Origin of the sequence: Hydrogenophaga sp. (assembly GCF_050182545.1) — a bacterium.
Taxonomy (GTDB): domain Bacteria; phylum Pseudomonadota; class Gammaproteobacteria; order Burkholderiales; family Burkholderiaceae_C; genus Hydrogenophaga.
The window spans coordinates 1-21,032 of sequence record NZ_JBFXCD010000012.1; the positions used below are offsets into that span (position 1 = coordinate 1).

The window sequence follows — 21,032 nt, forward strand, 5'->3', positions numbered from 1 at the left end:
CGTCGAAGTGATGCTATTTGATGGGGTTGTCTGAGGGGCCTCTCCGGCAGGTCCGGCGGACGGCGACCGGGATGTCCGGCTCCGCTCATGTACCCCGGGCCGGCTGCGCCGGCCCTCCTCCTTGACTTCGCTGCGCCGGACACCCCGATCACCGCCCACCTCGTGCCCATGCGATGCGGGCACGCTCAAACATCACTTCGGCTCGCGGTTGTGGGGTGCTCCACGCAGCGGCATCAAGGAGGAGGACCGCGCAGCGGTCCGGGGGACAGCCGCGGAGTGGAGTACCCCGCGACCGCGAGCACGCGAGGAGCAACCAGCGAGGCCCGCCGAACCCCACAACATCACTTCGCGGGAATCACCTCGGAAGGCGGCACATCGTCGTGCATCACCGGATGCGCCGGCTGGTGGGCCTTCATGCGCGAGAGCAGCGTGTACATGGTCGGCACCACGAAGATGGTCAGCAGTGTGCCCACGCTCATGCCGCCCACGATCACCCAGCCGATCTGCTGGCGGCTTTCGGCACCAGCGCCCGTGGCCAGTGCCAGTGGGATGGCGCCCAGCACCATGGCGCCGGTGGTCATCATGATCGGACGCAGGCGCAGGCCTGCCGCGCGCTTGACGGCTTCGATCTTGTCCACGCCCTGCTCGCGCAACTGGTTGGCGAACTCCACGATCAGGATGCCGTGCTTGGTGATCAGGCCCACCAGCGTGATCAGGCCGATCTGGCTGAACACGTTGAGCGTGCCGCCCGACAACTTGAGTGCGAGCAGGGCCCCCAGCATGGACAGAGGCACGCTGAGCATGATGATCAGCGGATCGACGAAGCTCTCGAACTGGGCCGAGAGCACCAGGAAAATGAACAGCAGCGAGAGCACGAACACCAGCGCCAGCGAACCCGAGGCGTTGCGGAATTCGCGGCTCTGGCCATTGAGATCGGTGGCATAGCCCGCCGGCAGGATCTCGGCCGCGGTCTGCTCCATGAAGACCAACGCCTCGCCCAGCGAATAGCTGGGGCTGATATTGGCCGTGATCGATGCGCTGCGACGCTGGCCGAAGTGATTGAGCTCGCGCGGCACCACCGCTTCGCGCGTGGTCACGAGCGAGGCCAGCGGGATCATCGCGTCCCCACGACCACGCACGAAGAGGCGATCGATGTCCTCGGGCGTGCTGCGGTTGGTCGAGACGGTCTGCACCACCACGTCGTACTGCTCGCCGTCGCGCTTGTAGCGCGTCACTGTGCGCCCGCCCAGCATGGTTTCGACGGTGCGGGCGATGGTATCCACGCTCACGCCCATGTCGGCCGCGCGCTCACGGTCCACGTCCATGCGGATCTCGGGTTTGTTCAGCCGCAGGTCGGTGTCCACCTGCATCAACCCGGGGTTCTGCGCCATGCGGTCCTGGAACTGGCGCACCACGGCCGACAGGTTCTCGTAGGTATCGCTGGTGACGATGATGAAGTTCACCGGGCGCTCGCGAAAGCCCTGACCCAGCGAGGGCGGCGTGATCGGGTAGGCACTGATGCCTGGCAAGCCGGCCATCTGCGGCGCCATCTTGTTCGCAATCTCCATCGTGGTGCGGTCGCGCTCTTCCCAGGCCTTGCCGCGCATCACCACCGCACCCTGGGCCACCGTGGGATTGCCCACCACCGTGAAGATCCGGTCGAACTCGGGCTGGGCCATCGCCATCTTCTCGATCGCGTCGGCATAGCGGCTCGTGTAGGCCAGTGTGGCGCCATCCGGGCCATTGATGTTGGCCAGGACGACCCCGCGGTCTTCCATGGGGGCCAGTTCGGAGCGCGTGCTCTGCAGCAACCACCAGCTCGCGCCGGCACTGCCCATCATCACCGCGACCACCAGCCAGCGCACGTTCAGCGACCAGCTCAGCGCGCGCTCGTAAGCCCGGTTCATGCGCACCAGGACGGCTTCCATGAACCGGTCAAACCGCGAGGGCTCGTCCACATGGCGCAACAGCTTGGAGCACATCATGGGCGAGAGCGTGAGCGCCACGAAACCCGACACCACCACCGCACCCGCCAGCGCCAGCGCGAACTCGGCGAACAGACGCCCGGTGCGCCCGGGCGTGAAGGCCAGCGGCGCATACACGGCGGCCAGCGTGAGTGTCATGGCCACGATCGCAAAACCGATTTCCCGCGCGCCCTTGATCGCCGCGTCGAACGGCTTCATGCCTGCCTCGATGTGCCGGTAGATGTTCTCCAGCATCACGATCGCGTCGTCCACCACCAACCCGATCGCGAGCACCAGGGCCAGCAGCGTGAGCGTATTGATCGAGAAGCCGAACAGCGCCATCAGGGCAAACGAGCCGATCAGGCTGACCGGAATCGTGATCAGCGGAATCACGGACGCGCGCACCGTGCGCAGGAAGACGAAGATCACCAGTGCCACGAGCACCGCGGCTTCGGCAATGGTCGTGTACACCGCCTTGATCGAGCGGTCGATGAAGATCGAATTGTCGTTGGCGACCTCGATGCTCACGCCTTCGGGCAGTTCCTCCACGATGCGCGGCAGCATGACCTGCACCGCGGCCGAGAGCTCCAGCGGGTTGGCCGTGGCCTGGCGGATCACGCCCAGGGAAATCGCATCGCGCCCGTTGTAGCGCACCGAGGTGCGCTCATCCTGCGGCGCCTGCTCCACGCGCGCCACGTCGCCAATGCGGATGGTCTGGCCGTTGATCGTGCGGATGCCGATGGCACGGAACTGCTCGGGCGTCTGCACGTCGGTGGCGGCCGTGACGTTGAATTCGCGCAGCGAACTCTCGATGCGCCCGGCCGGCACCTCCAGGTTGGAGCGGCGCAGTGCGTCCTCCACATCCTGCGTGGTCAGGCTGTAGGCAGCGAGCCGATCCGGGTCCAGCCAGATGCGCATGGAGTAGCGCCGTTCGCCCCAGATGCGCACGTCGGCCGCGCCGGGCGCGGTCTGCAAGCGGGGCTTGACCAGCCGGTTGGCGATGTCGCTGAGCTCCAGTGCGGAGATCGTGTCGGAGTTGAGCGCCAGCCAGATGACCGGCGACGCATCGGCCTCGACCTTGGCGATGGTGGGTTCATCCACCTCGCTGGGCAGGCGCTGGCGCACCCGGCTGACCTTGTCGCGCACATCGGCCGCGGCGGAGTCGGGGTCGCGTTCGAGCTTGAAGCGCACCGTGATCTGGCTGCGTTCGGCGCGGCTGATCGAGGTGATGATGTCCACCCCCTCGATGCCCGCGAGCGAATCCTCGAGCACCTTGGTCACCTGCGATTCGATCACCTCGCTGGACGCACCACCAAACGTGGTGCTGACTGTCACGGTTGGTTCGTCGATGCGCGGGTACTCGCGCACCGTGAGTCCGTTGAACGAGACGAAGCCCACCAGCAGGATGAGCAGAGACAGCACCGAGGCGAAAACCGGGCGGCGAATGGCAATTTCTGGCAGTTGCACGGGGACTCCTGTGCGGATGGGGACTCAGCGCGCCGGCGGGGTGGCCGCGCCCGGGGCTCGCGCCATGTCGATCACGCGCACGGCCGTGCCGTCGCGCTGCAAGCGCTGCTGCCCGGCGACGACCACCGTGTCGCCCGCCGCCAGGCCCCGGGTCACCTCGACCTCGGCGCCCCGGCGCACGCCCAGCTCCACTTCAACGCGGCGCGACACCAGCTTTCGCGCATCGCCCTGGCCTTGCTCTTCCAGGACGTACACGAACTGCTTGCCCCCCTGGGGCACCATGGCCTCCTCGGGCACCACCAGCGCGCCGTCGTTCACCGAGAATAGGATGAGCACCCGGGCGAACATGCCAGGGCGCAGCTCCGAACCGGCGCTTCGCGGCATCACGGCCCGCACGGCGATAGAACGCCCGTTGGCGTCCAGCAGGGGGTCGACCGCGAGCACCCTTGCCTCGTACTTCTTGCCCGGAAGGGCATCGAGCTGCACCTGCACGCCTTGGTCCACCGCCAGGCGGCTCTGGTAGCGCTCGGGCAGACGGAAGTCGACCGTCAGCAGCGAGGTGTCCTCGAGATTCACGAGGCTGTCGCCCACCCCCACGTACTGGCCCAGGTTGATGCTGCGCAGGCCGAGCGTGCCGTCGAACGGCGCGACGATGCGCATGCGCTGCATGCGGGCCTCGGCCAGGGCCACCTGGGCCTGCGCGACCTGCAGGTTGGCTTCGCTCTCCTCCACCACCCGCTGCGCCACGAAGTTCTGCGCCACCAGTTCCTGGTTGCGTTTGAGGTTGGCGCGCGCGATGGAAAGCTGGGCCTGCGCCTGGCTGAGTTCGGCGCGTTGCAGCGTGTCGTCCAGTTGCACCAGCAATTGCCCCCGGCGCACCTGGGCACCGTCGGCAAACGCGATGCGGGACACGCGCCCGGCCGTCTCGGGCTTGAGCGTGACGCTCTGGCGCGAACGCAGCGACCCCACCGCCTGTGCGTCGTCACGCAGCGACGTGGTCCTGACCTTGGCGACTTCCACGCTGGGCGCGCCCCCTGGATTACCAGACCGGGCACTGGCCGGCGCAGGCGGGGCGGACGACGGGCCTTTTTGAAGCCACCAGGCCGCGCCGGAGGCCAGCCCGATACCGGCCACGGCCACCAGCACATAGAGCGTTTTGTTCGCCATGAAGTCACTTGCTGCAGGGAAGATGCCATGCCCTGCGGGGTATGGCCCGGATCAAGAAACGAAATGTAGCAGTGGTGAGGGCAAATCGCCTGCCGAGTTCCATGCGTCCGACCACCGATCCGGAACAAAGGCTCACTGGGGCACGCCCCGGTTGGCCAGCGCGTCGGCCCGTTCATTGCCCGGATCCCCTGCGTGGCCTCGCACCCAATGCCATTCGATCTGGTGCACGCCACCATGCACCAGCGCGTCCAGCCGTTGCCAGAGGTCCGCGTTCTTCACCGGCTGCTTCGCTGCCGTGACCCAGCCCTTGCGCTTCCAGCCATGGATCCATTCGGTGATGCCCTGGCGCACGTACTGGCTGTCGAGGAAGAGCGACACCCGGCACGGGCGCTTGAGCGCGCTCAGCGCCTCGATCACAGCGGTGAGTTCCATGCGGTTGTTCGTGGTCTCGCGCTCACCGCCCCAGAGCTCCTTTTCAAGGCCGCCGGACTTCAGATAAACGCCCCAGCCACCCGGGCCGGGGTTGCCCTTGCAGGCGCCGTCGGTGTAGATCACCACGTGGTTCAAGAAATGGCCTCCTCAAGGGTATGTAAAGACGAAGTAAAGATGACCACAACGGACGGTGCGTCAATGGCGGTTGGTCAGCGACACCGGCGCGGCCGAGGTGGCGCGCCGCGGCTTCCAGGCCGGGCCCAGCAGGCGCATGCCGCGCACGCGCTTGACCGCCACCACGAAGTACACCGCCCCGAAGATCGGCCACCAGCGCGCGCCCGCGCGGTCCAGCCAGGCATAGCGCTGCAGCCAGGCGTCGGTGCGCATGGCCGGGCGGTAACAGCCAAAGCGGTCGGACTCCACCTCGAAGCTGAGCAGGCGCAGCCAGTCGCGCAGGCGCCAGGGCCCGATGAAGTCGCCCGACTCGGGCAGGTACAGGCTGGACGCGCCAAAGGCCTTCAGCCCGACCCGGGCGCACAGACGCCCGCGGGCCTGGCGCAACCCCCACAAGCTGGCGGGGTTGAAGCCCGAGATCACCACCCGCCCCTCAGGCACCAGCACCCTTTCGACCTCGCGCAGCACATGGTGCGGATCGGCGCTGAACTCCAGCGTGTGTGGCAGCACCACCAGGTCGAGGCTGGCCTCGGGGAACGGCAGGGCGGCCGCGTCGGCAATCAGTGCCGTGCGAGGCGAACGGGTGGTGATGTCGCCGTCGGCCACCTCGGGCAAGGCCAGCCAGCGGTGCGGCATGCGGTTGGCCTGCAGCCCGTCCAGTTCGGGCAGGCCGAGCTGCAGCGCGTTGAAACCGAAAATGTCAGCCACCGCGAGGTCGAACTGCGCCCGCTCCCACGCCAGCAGGTACTGCCCCGGCGCGGTCGAGAACCACTCGGTCAAACCTATAATTTTTTCTTCGGTCATCTGGTGCGGGTATGAGGTCGGCTGCGACCCGAAGTCTGCGACACTGCAAGACACCGGGTAGGCCAGCCCGCACTCTACACGCCCCATCCGACATCCGCGCCATGCAGCTCATCCCCATTCCGGCCTTCAGCGACAACTACATCTGGGCCCTGCATGACGGGCGGCGCGCCGCGGTGGTCGACCCCGGCGAAGCCGATGGCGTTGCCCACTGGCTCAAGCAGCAAGGCTTGCAACTCGACACCATCCTCATCACGCACCACCACCCCGACCACACCGGCGGCGTCGCGGCCCTGCGCGAGGCGACCGGCGCGCGCGTCATCGGCCCCGCCCACGAGCCCATGCCCGAGCCGCTGCGGCGAGTCGGTGCGGGCGACACGGTCGAGGTGCTCGGCCTGCACTTCGAGGTCATGGAAGTGCCCGGCCACACGGCGGGCCATATCGCGTACCACACACCCGACATGGACGGACGCCCATTGCTGTTCTGCGGCGACACGCTCTTCTCGGGTGGCTGTGGCCGCCTGTTCGAGGGCACACCGGCGCAGATGCTGGATTCGCTCACCCGCCTGGCCGCGCTGCCCGATGACACCCGCGTGTGCTGCACGCACGAATACACCTTGTCCAACCTCAAGTTCGCACTGGCCGTGGAACCAGGCAATGCCGCGCTGGTGGATTACGCCACGCGCTGCCAGGCCCTGCGCGCGCAGAACTTTCCCACCCTGCCCAGCTCCATCGGGCTGGAAAAAAAGATCAACCCCTTTCTGCGCACCCGCGAAGTGGCTGTGGCGCAGTCCGCCCTGGCCCGTGAACCGGGCAGCGCCAACGATGCCGTGGCCGTGTTCGCCACGCTGCGTGAATGGAAGAACGTTTTCAGATGACCCCTGCCTCCCTCGCGGACCGACCCGCGCCCAGCACGCCTCGCACTGGCGCGGCATCCACCAGGTTCAAGCTCGCGACCGCCGCCCTGACCCTGTTCGTGACCGGTTGCGCCACCACCGTCGTGCCCGACGTGCCAGCCACGCCAGCAACTGCTCCGGTTCCCGTCGCCGCCGCCAAGCCCAGCCTGCCCTCCTACCGCCTGCCCAGCGACATCCCCCTGCAGGACATCGCCACGGTCAGCACCAGCCCCTACGGCGTGGTCACGCTGGATGCCCCCACCGACCTGTGGGACCGCATCCGGCGCGGCTTTGCCATGCCCGATCTCGACAACGACATGGTGCGCGACCGCGAGCAGTGGTACGCCACGCGGCCTGACTACATGCAGCGCATGACCGAGCGCTCGCGCCGCTACCTGTTCCACATCGTCGAAGAGATCGAGCTGCGCAACATGCCGATGGAACTGGCGCTGCTGCCTTTCATCGAGAGTGCCTTCAACCCGCAGGCCGTCTCCAGCGCGCGCGCCGCGGGCATGTGGCAGTTCATGCCGGCCACCGGTGAGTCGTTCGACCTGAAACAGAACGCCTTCCGCGACGACCGGCGCGACGTGCTCGCCTCCACCCGCGCCGCGCTGGACTACCTGCAGCAGCTGCACGGCCGCTTCGGCGACTGGCACCTCGCGCTGGCGGCCTACAACTGGGGTCAGGGCAACGTCAACCGGGCCATCACGCGCAACCAGCGCCAGGGTCTGCCCACGGGCTACACGGACATCAACATGCCGCTGGAGACGCGCATGTACGTGCCCAAGCTGCAGGCGGTGAAGAACATCCTGGCGCGTCCGCAGGACTTCAATACCACCCTCCCCCTGATTGGCAACCACCCCTTCTTCGATACCGTCACGCTGCTGCGCGACATGGATGTGGACCTCATCGCCCGCCTGGCGGAGGTGGATGAAAAGGACTTCCGCGTGCTCAACCCTTCGCTGCGCCAGCCGGTGGTGATGGCCGCGGGCACGCCGCACGTGCTGCTGCCCTGGGACAACGCCATCATCTTTCAGCGCAACCTGCAGCAGTACACCGGGCCACTGGCGAGCTGGACGGCCTGGGTCGTGCCCAGCACGATGACCGCGGCACAGGCGGCCGCCAAGGTCGGCATGAGCGAGAAGGAACTGCGCGCCGTGAACAACATCCCGCCGCGCATGCGCGTGCGCGCCGGCTCCAGCCTGCTCGTGCCGCGCACCGAAAAGCGCAACGGCGACGTGCCCGTGCACGTGGCAGACAACGGCCAGCTCAGCCTGCAACCGGAACTGGTGAACGGCCGCAACACGATCACTGTGCGCAAGGGCGACACCCTGAGCGGGCTGGCCCGGCGCCACGGCGTGAGTGTGGCGAAGCTCGCCTCCTGGAACCGGATCAGCGTCAAGGCGCCGCTGAAAGTCGGGCAGCGACTCGCACTTCACACGCCGCAGCGAGCGACGCAGGCCAGGTCGTCTTCGGCCAAGAAGGTGGTGTCCGGGTCTGCGCGCAAAACGGTGAAAGGCAAGCCGACAGCGAGCAAGACCCGCGTGGCCGCCACCGGCAAATAACCCCGGGGTCATCCCCCGACACGGATCAGGCCCTGAACCGGGCCTTGGCCTTGCGCGCGAATTCGTTGGTGAAGGTGCGCGCCAGATCCACCTTTTGCACCTGCGCCGGCTCCTCGAACTGCGCGAGCATGCGTGCCGCCGTGGCCGGCCCGGTCTCGGGCATGAGGCCATCGGCTGTCCAGGCCTCGCGCACCCGGGTGAAAGCTGCCAGGTACAGCGCGCGGTCACCCTGGAAGTACCGCTCCGGCACCGTCTTGATGATGTCGGACGGACCTGCCGTCTGCAGCCACTTGAGCGCGTGGACCATGGCATCGGCCAACGCCTGGCTGGCCTTGGGATACTGCGTGAGAAATTCAGCTGGCGCGCACAGGCAGCCCGATGGCATGGGCCCGCCAAACACCTCGGACGTGCCCCGCGTGCTGCGCGTATCCGCCACCACCCTGAGCGCGCCGAGCTGCTCCAGCTGCGTGACCGTCGGGTCGGTGTAGCTGATCGCGTCGAGATCACCACGGCGAAACGCCTGCACCGCCGCCGCCGGGTTGGCCAGCGGCACGTACTGCACGTCTGCCGAGCGTAGCCCCACTTTGCGCAGCACCAGGCTGGCCACGCGTTGCGAGGCCGAACCAGCTGCCATGACCCCCACCCGCCGGCCCCGAAGGTCGTTGAGCGTGCGGTAGTGCCCCATGGTTTCCTTCGACACACCCACCACCACTTGCGGCGCGCGACCTTGCAGCACAAAGGACTGAAGCGACTGGCCGCGCGCCTGCGCGGCGATGGTGCTGGCGTAGGCGCCTGAAAGCACATGCGCCGCGCCGCTTTGCATGGCCTGCAGGGCCTGCACATCGTCGGGGAACTCGCGCACCTCCACGTCCAGCCCCTCCTGCACAAAGTAACCCAGCTGCTCGGCAATCGTCAGCGGCAGGTAGCAGAAGGAGGCGCGATGGCCAATCGCAATGGCCAGCTTGGTCGCATCCGGTTTGGGCGGAGGTGGCACCGCAGGTGCCGTGAGGGACGGCGTCTGGGCGCGCAGCAGCGGCGTGGCAGCGGCGATCACGCCCAGTGCGCAGGCACGTCCCCAGTTGCGACGACTCCACATGTCCCTGTTGTCCTCTCTTGGCACGCCTGTGCCTGTGTGAAGCTTGAGACTAGGGGTCCCGAAAAAAACCCGCATCGGGACGAATCCCGAGCGGGTTTTCACCGAGCAGATGCAAGCCGATGTAACAGCGTGCGGCGCCCCATCCTCAGACGAACAGGATCGCGATATTCACCAGCAGGGCCAGTGTCCAGACCAGGCTGCGCGCGGTGGCCATGTCGGCCACGTACATCAGGATGAAGAGCAGGCGCAGCACGACAAACACGAAGGCCAGCACGTCCAGCCGCAGCTGCGAAGCGCCGAGCTGGTGCGCGATGATCACCGCGCCGATGAAGAACGGCAGGGCCTCGAAGCTGTTGGCCTGGGCCGCATTGGCGCGCGCGCGCCAATCGGTCTGGCGCGCGAGCCACGCGCGCGGGTTGTGGTTGTCGAACCCGCCCTCGCGGCGCGGCTTCCCGAACGTGCCACTCTTCGCGAGCCACGCGCAGCCGATGGGCAGCAGCGACGCCACCACGACGGCCCAGTAGGCCACGGTCAATCCTGCGAATTTCATGAGTGACTCTTTAGAGAAGGGAAGAACACGGGAGCGCTGTTCAGCGCCGATCCACCAGGGCATGGGCGATGGTGCCCAGGTCCACATACTCCAGTTCGCTGCCCACCGGCACGCCGCGCGCCAGCCGCGTCACCTGCACGTCTGTGCGTCCCTTGAGCGCCTGCGCAATGACATGCGCGGTGGTCTCGCCTTCTGCGGTGAAGTTGGTCGCCAGGATCACCTCGCGCACCGGCGTGTCGTCCGGCCCCACAGGGGCAGCAATGCGGTCAAACAGCTTCTGCAAGCCGATGTCGCGCGGGCCCACTCCGTCGAGCGGGCTGAGCTTGCCCATGAGCACGAAGAACAGGCCCTTGTAGGCCCCGGTGCGCTCCATGGCCGCCTGGTCGGCCGGGGTCTCGACCACGCACAGCTGGGAGCGGTCGCGCCGCGGGTCCCGACATGTGTGGCAGATCTCGTCCTCGGTGAAGGTGTGGCACAGGTTGCAGTGCCGCACCGAGGCGGTAGCGTGGTCCAGCGCGCGCGCCAGTTGCGTGGCGCCGTCGCGGTCGTGCTGCAGCAGGTGGAAGGCCATGCGCTGCGCGGACTTCACGCCCACGCCGGGCAGCCGGCGCAGCGCCTGAATCAGCAGTTCGAGCGAGTGGTTCTCAGCCATCAGCCTGTCTCGCCCGGGCAGCCCGCGGTCAGAACGGGAATTTCATGCCCCCGGGCAGGCCCGGCATGCCTGCGGTGATCTTGCCCATCTTCTCGGCCGAGGTTTCTTCGGCCTTGCGCACCGCGGCGTTGAAGGCGGCGGCCACCAGGTCTTCGAGCATGTCCTTGTCGTCGGCCAGCAGGCTGGGGTCGATGGTCACGCGCTTGACGTCGTGCTTGCAGGTCATGAGCACCTTCACCAGACCGGCGCCGGACTCCCCCGTGACCTCGATGAAGGCCAGTTCGTCCTGGGCCTTCTTCAGGTTGTCCTGCATGGCCTGCGCCTGCTTCATGAGGCCGGCGAGTTGTCCTTTGTTGAACATGGTCTTCCTTGCGTGTTCCGGGTGAAAAAAAAGAGGTCAGGCCGTGATGGCCTTGAGCGTGCCAGGCACGATTTTGCCGCCAAAGTCGCGCATCATCGCCTGCACGAACGGGTCGCTCATAATCCGGGCCTCGGCTTCGCGCTGGCGGCGCGAGGCCTCGGCCGCCAGGCGGCGCGCGGGCGAATCGGTCACGGTGCCGATCTCGACCGCCAGGCGCACGCCATGGCCGAGCGTCTGCAAGGCGGTGGCGAGCCGCTCGCGGTTGTTGCCCTGGTTGAGCGAACTGCGTTCCACGCGCAGCAGCCACTGGTCGGCGTCGCGCGCCACCAGTTGCGACTGCAGACCGAGTTCGCGCACCAGCGCGGTGATGGCTTCGGCGCGCACCAGTTGCATCACGGTGTCGAACCAGAAGTCGCCCTCGACGCTGCCGCCAGGAGCGGCCGGCAACACGGCCTGCGCGCCGAGCTCGTCGCGCGGCTGCGGCTGGTCCAGCGGCCCGGGTTCGCCCGCATCGCGCACGGGGATCGCCATGACGCGGCTGGTCGCCGGTTCGGCCTCTACCCAGGGCGGGCCGTCGTCTTCAGGCCAGGGCGCGTCGTCGGCCGGCGGGCCGGGTTCTGGTGCGGCCCGCGCCACGGCCGGGGTCACAGCCTGAGCTGTGGGCGCCAGTGCGACGGGCGCCACGGGAGACGCAGAGCGAATCGGCAGCGTTGCCAGCGCGGGGCGAGGCGCCTGCGGCGCGGGCGCGGGCACAGGCACCGCCACCGGCTTGTGGACTGCGGGGGCGGAGGCGGGCGCGGCCACGGTGGCGGGCACCGCCGCAACCACCGCCTCAGCCGGTTTCAGAGTTTTTTTTTCCGCCGCGGCGCTGCTGGCCGTGCCGGCGGGTTTGAAGGCCATGAGCCGCAGCAGCACCATGGTGAGCGCGGCGTACTCGTCGGGCGCCAGGCCCAGTTCGCCTCGGCCATGCAGGCACAGGCTGTACAGCAGTTGCGTCTCGTCCGCCGGCAGGCTTTGCGCCAGCCCGGCAATCTGCGCCTCGTCCGGGTCGTCCACGCCCTCGGCTTGCGCGCGTTCGGGCACGGCCTGCAGCACCGCCATGCGCTGCAGCACGCCGGTCATTTCCTCCAGCGTGGACGCGGCGTTCAGGCCGTTGAGCCGCAGCGTGTCGATGGTGTCGACCACCGCGGCGCCGTCGCCGCGCGCCAGCGCGTCGATCAGGCGCAGCACGTAGGAGCGGTCCACCGCGCCCAGCATCTGGCGCACCGTGGCCTCCTGCAACTGGCCGCCGCCAAAGGCGATCGCCTGGTCGGTGAGCGAGAGCGCATCGCGCATGGAGCCGCGCGCGGCGCGCGCCACCAGGCGCAGCGCCTGCACATCGGCCGGCACCTGCTCGGCTTCGAGTACCAGCTTGAGGTGCTCCAGCACCGTCTCGGGTGCCATGGGCCGCAGGTTGAACTGCAGGCAGCGCGAGAGCACCGTCACCGGCACCTTTTGCGGGTCGGTCGTGGCCAGCACAAACTTCAGGTACTCGGGCGGCTCCTCCAGCGTCTTCAACATGGCGTTGAACGCCGTGTTGGTCAGCATGTGGACCTCGTCGATCATGAATACCTTGAAGCGGCCCTGCACCGGCTTGTAGACCGCCTGCTCCAGCAGCGCCTGCACCTCGTCCACGCCGCGGTTGGAAGCGGCGTCGAGCTCGGTGTAGTCCACGAAGCGGCCGCTGTCGATGTCGGTGCAGGCCTGGCACACGCCACACGGCTCGGCGGTGATGCCGCCCTGCCCGTCCGCGCCCAGGCAGTTGAGCGACTTGGCCAGGATGCGCGAGACCGTCGTCTTGCCCACGCCGCGCGTGCCGGTGAACAAATAAGCGTGGTGCAGCCGCTGCGTGGTCAATGCGTTCGACAAGGCCTGCACCACATGGCCCTGCCCCACCATCTCGGTGAAATTGCGCGGGCGGTACTTGCGGGCCAGAACGACATAGGACATGCCGGCGATTCTAAGCGGCGGGGTATCGCGCCCATGCCCTGCGCCGGGCTGCCCCATCGCCTACAATTCCCCTCGACGGGCCTTCCCGCATGGTGAAGCGGCCAACCGGGTCAGGTGGGGAACCAAGCAGCCCTAACTGTGAATCCAGTGCCGGGGTCAAGGCTCGTCACCTTCTTCTCTCCATCCGCCATGTCTGTGCGCGATCCCTCCCTCATCTCCAGCTGGCACGCCCACGTCTATTTCGGCGCGGACAGCCGTGATGCCGCCTGGGCGTTGCGCGAGGTCATTGGTGCTGAACTCGGCTCGCGCGTCGAGATCGGGCGCTTTCACGAAAAGCCGGTCGGGCCGCACCCGGCCTGGACCTACCAGCTGGCCTTCGATGCCGGCGAATTTGCCTACGTGACGAGCTGGCTCGCGCTCAACCACGGTGCGCTCGACGTGTTCATCCACCCCAACACGGGTGACGAACTGGCCGATCACCGCGACGGTGCGCTCTGGCTGGGCAAGTCCTACACGCTGGATCTGAGCGTACTGGCCTGATCGGCCAGCCAGCGGCGCACGCCCTCGCCCGCTGCCACCCCGCTGGCCATGCAGGCTGTGAGAAGGTAGCCCCCGGTGGGCGCCTCCCAGTCCAGCATTTCACCGGCGCAGAACAGCCCAGGCTGGCTGCGCAGCATCAGCTGCTCGTCCAGCCCGTCCCAGCGCACGCCGCCGGCGCTGCTGATGGCTTCGTCGATGGGCCGCGTGGACACCAGGGTGATGGGGAGCGCCTTGATGGCGGCGGCGAGTTGCGCGGGCTCGTGCAGCGCGGCCTTGTCCAGCAATTCGTTGACGATGGCCATCTTGATGCCGTCCACGCCCAGCCGGCTCTTGAGGTGGCTGGAGAGGCTGCGCGAACCGCGCGGGTGGCTGACTTGCGACAGCACGTGTTCGGCCGACCGGTCGGGCAGCAGGTCGAGTTCGAAGCGGGCCTGGCCTTCGCGTGCGATCTGCTCGCGCAGCAGGGCCGAGGCGGCGTAGATCAGGCTGCCTTCGACACCGGTGGCGGTGAGCACGAATTCGCCCTTGCGCTGGAACGGCTGCCCGGCGGGGTCGGCGACCCGGATCGCGACCGACTTGAACGGCTGGCCGGCGAAACGCTCGGCCAGGAAGGGGCTCCAGCCGCCGGCCACGTCGAAGCCACAGTTGCTGGGCTGCAGGGGTGCGACGCCGATGCCGCGCGCCTGCAGGGGCGCCACCCAGGCGCCGTCGGAGCCCAGGCGCGCCCAGCTGGCGCCGCCGGTGGCCAGCACGGTGGCACGGGCCCGCACCGGCGCCGTGCCCTGGGGCGTGTCGAAGACCAGGGCGCCGTCATCGGCCCAGCCCGTCCAGCGGTGCCGCATGTGGAATTGCACGGGCACCCCACCGTCCGCGGGGTGGCGCAGGCGGTGCAGCCAGGCGCGCAGCAGCGGCGCGGCCTTCATGTCGGTGGGAAAGACGCGCTGCGAGCTGCCCACAAAGGTGGCGATGCCCAGGCCGGCGGCCCAGTCGCGCACGGCCTGCGGGCCGAAGGCGTCGAGCAAGGGCCGCAGGCGTTCGGCCTGCGCGCCGTAGCGGCCCACGAAAGCGGGCAGCGCCTCGGCGTGGGTGAGGTTCATGCCGCCCTTGCCGGCCAGCAGGAACTTGCGGCCGACCGAGGGCATGGCGTCGAACAGGTGCACGGCCAGGCCGGCGCGGCCCATGACCTCGGCGGCCATCAGGCCCGCCGGGCCACCACCGACGACGGCCACGTCCACCTGCAAGGGGGCGTGGTGGCTCATGCCGTGGACGCCGTGTCGGCCAGTTCGATCAGCCGGCCCTCGGCGTTGATGAAAGCGAGGTGCACCACTTCGCCGGGCTGGGCTTCCAGCATGGCCTGGCGATAGCCCTGCATCTGCGCGAGCAAGGCGGGCTGTCGCTCGGGGTGCACCGCGCTCTTGTAGTCCAGCACCCACCAGTCGCCGCTGTCGCGCCGCCGCACCAGGCGGTCCAGGCGCAGGCGCTCGCCCCGGTGGAACAGCTCGACCTCGTTGCCCCAGTGGTTCAGCACCTCCGCATCCCAGGCCCAGGCCGCCTCGCCGCCAACGATGCGCCGGGCCATGGCCAGCGCGTCGCGCGCCTGCGCGGGCTCCAGCGCGAACTCGCGCGCCACCGCCTGCGCGTGCTCGGCGGCCCAGTCGAAGCCCATCGCGGGCGTGGGTCGCCATTGCAGCAGGCGGTGCAGGGCCAGGCCGATGCGCGTGGCGGCATCGTCCATGGGTTCGGTGTCGACAACCGCATCGCTCGCGGGCATGGGCGCTGCCTGGAACTGCAAGGCCGGCAGGCTCGGCACATGGAAGACCGGGCCTTCGCCCTGCTCGCCCGCGGGCACGGCGTGCGGGGTGGCGGGCGGCGGCGCTTCGACCGCTGTGGCCAGACCCTGCAGTCGCTGGTACCAGGTGGCGCTGGCGCTGCGCTGGTGGGGCTCGAAGCTGGAAACCACCAACTGCGATTCGGCCCGCGTGAGTGCGACGTACAGCGCGTTGAGTTCTTCCAGCGCGCGCGCCTGCTGCTCCTGCTGCAGCACCTCGACGGCGCAGGCCGGGGGCGACTTTTCACTGGCCAGGAAGATGAAGCGGCGCGGCAGGGGGTCTTCACCCGGCCAGTCGATCAGCACGCCCATGTTCTCCGGCCGTGCGGCGCCGGTGTCGGTGTCCAGCAGCAGCACGGTGGGCGCCTCCAGACCCTTGGCGCCGTGGATGGTGAGCAGGCGCACGGCATCGGGCGTCTGCACCGGCGTGGCCTTGATGCCACCGGCCTTGAGCGCGCGCACGAAGCGGTACGGGGTGAGGAAACGCCCGCCGTCCTGGGCGAGCGACTGGGTCAGCAAGTCGCGCAGTTGCGCCAGCACCGCGCCGTGCTGGCTGACGGGCACGGCCTGCGCGAACCGCGCCAGCACGTCGCCGTGGTCGTACATCGCCGAGAGCGCGTCGTGCGGCGGCAGGCTGTGCAGCCAGCCGCGGTACAGGGCCAGGCGTCGCGCGGTCTCGATCAGGCGCGCAGCTTGGGCTGCGTCGGACACCAGTGTGGCCTGCTCGGTGGCCGGCTGCGCCGCGAATCGCTGCAGCACCTCCCACCACGAGGGCCTGGGCGGTGACTTGGCCCCCGGCTCCGCCGCCGGGGTCCAGCGCAGGCGCAGGCGCGCCAGTTGGGCCAGGTCGTCGTCGCTCCAGCCGCACAGCGGCGACTTGAGCGCGCGCGCCAGGCTCAGGTCGTGGCCGGTGGAGACCAGCGCGTCGAGCAGCGCCACCACGTCCTGTACGGCGGGCGCCTCGGCGAGGTCGAGCTTTTCTGGTTGTTCGCTCAGAATGCCGCGCTCGCGCAGGGCTTCGTGCATCCAGCCCAGGCGCTCGCGCCGCCGCGCCAGCACCATGACGTCACCGGCCCGCAGGCGGCCGTCCTCGATCTGCAGCGCCACCCAGTCGGCCGCCTGCGCGGCCTCCAGGGCGGCCAGGCTGTCCTCGGGCAGCACGCGCGGTGTGACCAGGCTGTCGCGCCATGCGGGTTCGCCGCTCCCACCGTCGCTGCGCTCGCGCAGGCTGCGCGGCAGTTGAGGCAGGCAAAGCACCTCGCCGTTGGCCGTGCTCTCGGTGCTGTGCTCGCGGTAGTCGCTGCCGTACTGGCCGGCCTGCACCGCCGCACCCATGGCGGCGTTGAGCGCATCGACCACAGCGGGCGCACAGCGGCGCGTGTGGTCGCAGCTGAGCAGCGCGCCCGCCAGGCCCTGCACCACGAAAGCCTGCGCGGCCTTGAACACCTGGGGCTCGGCACGGCGAAAGCGGTAGATCGATTGCTTGGGGTCGCCCACCAGAAACACGCAGGGCGCTTCGCCCGGGCCGGCGCCCGCGTACGCGGAGAGCCAGCCATAGAGTGCCTGCCATTGCAGGGGGTTGGTGTCCTGGAACTCGTCGATCAGCACGTGGCGCAGCCGCGCGTCCAGCCGTTGCTGCAGCCAGCCCGAGAGCTCGGCGTCGCCCAGTAGTCGGCGCGCGGCGCCTTCCACATCGTTCATGTCGACCCAGCCGCGCTCGCGTTTGAAGGCCGCGAAACTGGCCAGCAGCACGCGCGCCAGGCGCGACATGCGCTGGTGGTGCTGCCAGGCTCGGTGCTGTCGCACTGCGCCGCAGAGTTCGATGAGCTCGACCTCGGCGGCTTGCGCCGCTTCGAACTTCGCCAGGCGGCTGTTGAGGCGATCCTCGTCCGCCACCAGAAAGGCCTTGCGCAGCCGGGCCAGACGCTGCGGCATGAGGCCCGGTTCATCGGGCAACCCGAAGGCGTCGATCACCTGCGAAGCGCTGTCGCGGGGTGTCTTGTTGGTTTCGGCGCCCAGCGCGCTTGCCCAGGCCTGCCAGCGCGCACGGGCTTCAGGGTGCAGCAAGGCCAGTTCGGGGCGGGCCAGACTGCCCAGTGCCGGATACCGCGCGGCAACCGCCTCCACCGACGCCTCCACCACGCCTGCGGCATCGGCCAGCGCAAACTCCACGCGTTTGCCCAGCGCCTTCTCCAGCGCCTTGAGGGTCTGGTGGCGGCCGTGTTCAGCCACACAGTCCATGAAGTCCTGCCGCGCTGCCGCGTCGACCATCAGCGCGGCGTAGAACCGCGGCCAGACCAGGGCCACGGCCTGTGCATCGTCTTCCAGCAGTTCGTACTGCACGGGCAGCTGCAATTCCTGCAGCACGGTAAGGGGCGCGCCGCGCAGCAGCGCGGCGAACCAGCTGTGGAAGGTGCGCACCTGCACCGGTCGGCCCAGCGCCATCACGCGCGCATGCAGGCCGCGGGCATCGGGGAGGCGCCGCTGTGCGTCCGCCTCGTTCAGCCCGCGCGCGCGCAGTTCACCCGCCAGTGGCTCGTCGCTCAACATGGCCCAGCGCCGCAGCTCGGCATGGAGTCGCTCGCGCATTTCGCCCGCCGCCTTCTTGGTGAAGGTAATCGCCAGGATGTCCTGCGGTGCGCAGCCGTCAAGCAGCGCGCGCAGGATGCGCGAGACCAGCATCCAGGTCTTGCCGGCGCCCGCGCAGGCCTCCACCGCGATGCTGCGCGCCGGATCGCAGGCCAGCGCGTAGAAAGCCTCGCGTGCGGCGGGTGCGCCGTTGATTCGGTAGGCAGGCGCGTTCATGGTTCGAGTGACCAGAAATCCTTGCGGCACAGGCCGCGCGCGGCGCAGAACTCGCAAACGCGGCCCTCGCCCTGCGCCGGCATGGGGTGGCCGGCGGCCACGCGCGCCATGTCGTGCGCCAGCCCCGCGCGCAAGTGTTCGCGCGCCATCAGCACCTCGGGCTGCTCGACCAGCCAGGTGGGGCCGTCCTTGCCGCTGTCGCCGCGCTTGTCTGTGATGCTCAGGTAGGCCGCGCGCAGGTTCTCGTCGGGCAGGAGCGCGGCGTAGAACGCAAGCTGCGTATCTTCCAGCGGCTCCTTCACCCGCTCGGTGGTCTTGCTGCGACCCTCGGTCTTGTAGTCGATCACGAAGGGAATCGGGCCTTCGGGGCTGTCCTGCGCGTCGATGCGGTCGAGCTTGCCGAAGAGTTGCCAGGGGCCTGCGGTTGCGGTGAGCGCGACCTCGGCCGAGACGAAGCGGGGGCCGGCCTGCCCCTCGGCGGCCTCGAAGCCGGCCAGCCAGTCCAGGTAGCCTTCGCGCAAAGCGGGCCATACCGCCTGGTACGGCAGGAAGCCCGCGCCACCCTCACCGCCGTGCAGACCCATGTCGGTGGCGGTGTGCTCGGCCAGTTGATCGAGGTGGGCACGGTCGGCTTCGCGCCCGGGGCGGGCGTCGGCGCGCTGTTCGTGAAAGGCGCGCAGCACCGCGTGCAGCCAGTTGCCCATGTCGCGCTGGTCCGGTTCGCTCTCGAGCTCGGGCGCTTCCACCAGACGCAACTGGCGCAAGGCAAAAAAACGGTAGGGGCAGTCGCGCAGGTCCTGGTAGGCACTGGCCGAGAGCGAGGCGGGCAGCACGTCCGCCGCCGAGGGCGCGGGCCGTGGTTGGGGCATGGCGCGCAGCGGGCGCGGCACGCGGGGATCGGCGCAGGGCACCGCCGCGAGCGACTGCACCCAGGCGCTGGGCACCACCGACTCGCCGCGGTCCTGCGTGCGCCACAGCAGGTCAAGCTGGGGCGCTGCCAGCGTGGCCTGCCAAGCGTGGGCGGCGGCCTCCGCCAGAGCCTCGCGCGAGGGCAAGCCGAGCAGTTCGCGCTGCGCGCTGGTCCACTCACCGGCTGGCTCGGGGTTCGGGCTGAGGTGCGTTTCATCGCAGCCCGGTACCACGGTGGCGGCAAAGGCGCGCCCCAGCATCTGCGCCATCGGCAACACGACCACCAGGGCATCGCCCTCGCCGCGCGGCTGGAAACTCGCCCCTTCGAGCACGGTGCGCACCCACGCGGTGAAGGCACTCGGCGACAAGGACCGGCCACCACCGCCGCGCGTGCTACCGCCGGCACCGGACGCAATGGCGTCGGTCACATGGCTGAGCTCGATGCCCGCTCCATCAAACAGGCGCAACACCTGCAGCATCTGCTGGCCTGCGGCGTCGGACTCCAGCGGCGTCCATAGGCCACAGGTACGCAGGGCGCCCGCCAGATCGTCGAGCCAGCGGGACAACGTTCGCTGGGCGCGCAAACCCTCCAGCAGGGGTTCCAGGCCATCGGGCAGGCACTCGACCAGCGCGGGATGTTGCCGGGCGGTGGCCCAGCGCGACACGCCTGCGCCCCGTGCAGCCTGCTCCAGCCGCAGCACCTGCGCCTCGGGCCAGGCGGTGGCCTGCTTGAGCAGGTCCAGCACATCGTCCATCGACGCGCGCGCATCGGCGGCGCGCAGCAGGCTCATCAAGCGGGCTGCCACATGCGTGGTGGACAGCTTCCACCCAGTCTCGTCGCGCACGCTCACGCCCGCGCCCTGCAGCATCGCGCTCACACGTCGCGTGAGCAGCCGGTCGTTGGCGACCAGCGCCACGGGCACATGCGCCGCATTGATCTGTGCAATCACGCACGCGACGGCGCGCTGGGCCTCATCCTCGGCGTCATCGCAGGGGTGCAGGCGCGGTGGGTCAACAGCGTCGACGCCCTGTGGTTCTGTGTCCAGCGCGAGGCGGACGGCGCGTTCGCCCCATTGCATGGCCAGAGCATCGGCCAGGGGATCCTGCTGGAAACCTTGCAACAGCACCAGCAGATCGGCACTGGCGCCGGGCTGCGCCCACGGCATCCAGAGCGCGTCGGTCGCATAGGCCGAGGTGCTCGCCCAGGTCAGCGCCAGCGTGGCCAGAAGGCCTTCCCACTGAAGGGAAGGCAGGGTGGGTGTGAGGCCGGCACGCAATGGCTCGGCCCAGCCGAGTCGCTGGGCAGGCGGCACGGCCGCGGCCAGCGGCGCAAGTTGCCGCGCAGCCTCCACCAGGCGGTTGACCATGAGCGCGCGCAGGGTGGCGTCTGCCCGGGCGGGCGCAACGCGCTCGATCAGCGCGGCGGCGATCAATGTGTCGCGTGCCATGTCCACCCCCAGGTCACCCGGGCCCGGAACGAAGGGCGACAGGCTGGCGGCCCAGTTGCGGCTGGATTCGAAACGCGGCGCGAGCCCGCTCGGATGCGCGGTCGCCCAGGCACGCTGGCCGATGCCCATCAACTGCGCATAGGGCACCAGCACGACCACGCGGCTGGGCGGCACGCCGCGTTCGCGCAAGAGGCGGTCCAGCCGCAGCACCAGGCCCGCCCATGCGCTCGTCACCACATGGTCCATCGACGTCGACCCCACCACGGGCAAGCCGGTGTCGCGGATCGGGCTTACGGGCGTCATGGAAATGGGGGTTTCTGTCACAATGTCGCGGACCGGGAACACAGCGGCCGAGAGAACGACTTGAACCGCTGGCATGTGCCCCAAA

At 69.2% G+C, this 21,032-nt stretch carries 15 protein-coding genes and 1 other RNA gene; 4 read left to right on the forward strand and 12 right to left on the reverse strand.

Features of this window, described 5'->3' with window-relative positions:
• Nucleotides 1-341: 341 nt before the first annotated feature.
• The 4 genes from AB7P10_RS13360 to AB7P10_RS13375 form a co-directional block, all read right to left on the reverse strand.
• Nucleotides 342-3,431, reverse strand: coding sequence for an efflux RND transporter permease subunit (locus AB7P10_RS13360; RefSeq protein ID WP_428294350.1), 3,090 nt, complete (start codon nt 3,429-3,431; stop codon nt 342-344).
• A gap of 24 nt (nt 3,432-3,455) precedes the next feature.
• Nucleotides 3,456-4,598 (reverse strand): efflux RND transporter periplasmic adaptor subunit, encoded by a 1,143-nt coding sequence (locus AB7P10_RS13365; RefSeq protein ID WP_428294351.1) that lies wholly within the window; start codon nt 4,596-4,598, stop codon nt 3,456-3,458.
• 132 nt (nt 4,599-4,730) lie between these two features.
• Nucleotides 4,731-5,165: a ribonuclease HI gene (gene rnhA, locus AB7P10_RS13370; RefSeq protein WP_428294352.1), complete on the reverse strand. Its 435-nt coding sequence runs from the start codon at nt 5,163-5,165 to the stop codon at nt 4,731-4,733.
• A 60-nt stretch (nt 5,166-5,225) separates the two neighbouring features.
• Nucleotides 5,226-6,008, reverse strand: a complete 783-nt coding sequence (locus tag AB7P10_RS13375) for a class I SAM-dependent methyltransferase (protein ID WP_428294353.1) — start codon at nt 6,006-6,008, stop codon at nt 5,226-5,228.
• A gap of 101 nt (nt 6,009-6,109) precedes the next feature.
• Between AB7P10_RS13375 and gloB the strand changes: the two genes are divergently transcribed.
• Both gloB and AB7P10_RS13385 read left to right on the forward strand, forming a co-directional pair.
• Entirely contained in the window at nt 6,110-6,883 is a 774-nt protein-coding gene (gloB, locus tag AB7P10_RS13380) for a hydroxyacylglutathione hydrolase (protein ID WP_428294354.1), read from the forward strand.
• Nucleotides 6,880-8,466, forward strand: coding sequence for a transglycosylase SLT domain-containing protein (locus AB7P10_RS13385; RefSeq protein ID WP_428294355.1), 1,587 nt, complete (start codon nt 6,880-6,882; stop codon nt 8,464-8,466). Before gloB ends, AB7P10_RS13385 begins: the two co-directional genes overlap by 4 nt.
• Before the next feature lie 25 nt (nt 8,467-8,491).
• On the opposite strand, the gene AB7P10_RS13390 is transcribed toward AB7P10_RS13385, so the two are convergent.
• The 5 genes from AB7P10_RS13390 to dnaX all read right to left on the reverse strand — a co-directional run bounded on the left by AB7P10_RS13390 (nt 8,492) and on the right by dnaX (nt 13,114).
• Complete coding sequence (locus tag AB7P10_RS13390) at nt 8,492-9,562, reverse strand: ABC transporter substrate-binding protein (RefSeq protein ID WP_428294356.1); 1,071 nt, start codon at nt 9,560-9,562, stop codon at nt 8,492-8,494.
• A gap of 145 nt (nt 9,563-9,707) precedes the next feature.
• The gene (locus AB7P10_RS13395) at nt 9,708-10,112 is read right to left on the reverse strand and encodes an MAPEG family protein (RefSeq protein WP_428294357.1); all 405 of its coding nucleotides are present in this window, start codon (nt 10,110-10,112) and stop codon (nt 9,708-9,710) included.
• Nucleotides 10,113-10,152: 40 nt separating this feature from the next.
• Nucleotides 10,153-10,764: a recombination mediator RecR gene (gene recR, locus AB7P10_RS13400; protein WP_428294358.1), complete on the reverse strand. Its 612-nt coding sequence runs from the start codon at nt 10,762-10,764 to the stop codon at nt 10,153-10,155.
• Between the two features lie 28 nt (nt 10,765-10,792).
• Nucleotides 10,793-11,125, reverse strand: a complete 333-nt coding sequence (locus AB7P10_RS13405; RefSeq protein WP_204734911.1) for a YbaB/EbfC family nucleoid-associated protein — start codon at nt 11,123-11,125, stop codon at nt 10,793-10,795.
• A gap of 36 nt (nt 11,126-11,161) precedes the next feature.
• Entirely contained in the window at nt 11,162-13,114 is a 1,953-nt protein-coding gene (gene dnaX, locus AB7P10_RS13410) for a DNA polymerase III subunit gamma/tau (protein ID WP_428294359.1), read from the reverse strand.
• Between the two features lie 74 nt (nt 13,115-13,188).
• Between dnaX and ffs the strand changes: the two genes are divergently transcribed.
• Together ffs and AB7P10_RS13420 are read left to right on the forward strand one after the other, a co-directional pair.
• Nucleotides 13,189-13,285, forward strand: an RNA gene (gene ffs, locus AB7P10_RS13415) — signal recognition particle sRNA small type.
• Between the two features lie 18 nt (nt 13,286-13,303).
• Nucleotides 13,304-13,654 carry a DOPA 4,5-dioxygenase family protein gene (locus AB7P10_RS13420; protein WP_428294360.1) on the forward strand — a complete coding sequence of 117 codons (351 nt, stop codon included), beginning with the start codon at nt 13,304-13,306 and terminating at the stop codon, nt 13,652-13,654.
• Here AB7P10_RS13420 and AB7P10_RS13425 read toward each other — a convergent pair.
• The 3 genes from AB7P10_RS13425 to AB7P10_RS13435 are packed head-to-tail and all read right to left on the reverse strand — an operon-like array spanning nt 13,624 to nt 20,947.
• Nucleotides 13,624-14,913, reverse strand: coding sequence for a TIGR03862 family flavoprotein (locus AB7P10_RS13425; RefSeq protein WP_428294361.1), 1,290 nt, complete (start codon nt 14,911-14,913; stop codon nt 13,624-13,626). The two genes, AB7P10_RS13420 and AB7P10_RS13425, sit on opposite strands and share 31 nt — an antisense overlap.
• A complete protein-coding gene (locus tag AB7P10_RS13430; RefSeq protein ID WP_428294362.1) occupies nt 14,910-18,287 on the reverse strand; it encodes a UvrD-helicase domain-containing protein in 3,378 nt (1,125 codons plus the stop codon). The genes AB7P10_RS13425 and AB7P10_RS13430 overlap by 4 nt, the downstream gene beginning before the upstream one ends.
• Entirely contained in the window at nt 18,284-20,947 is a 2,664-nt protein-coding gene (locus AB7P10_RS13435) for a PD-(D/E)XK nuclease family protein (protein WP_428294363.1), read from the reverse strand. The genes AB7P10_RS13430 and AB7P10_RS13435 overlap by 4 nt, the downstream gene beginning before the upstream one ends.
• Nucleotides 20,948-21,032: the final 85 nt, after the last annotated feature.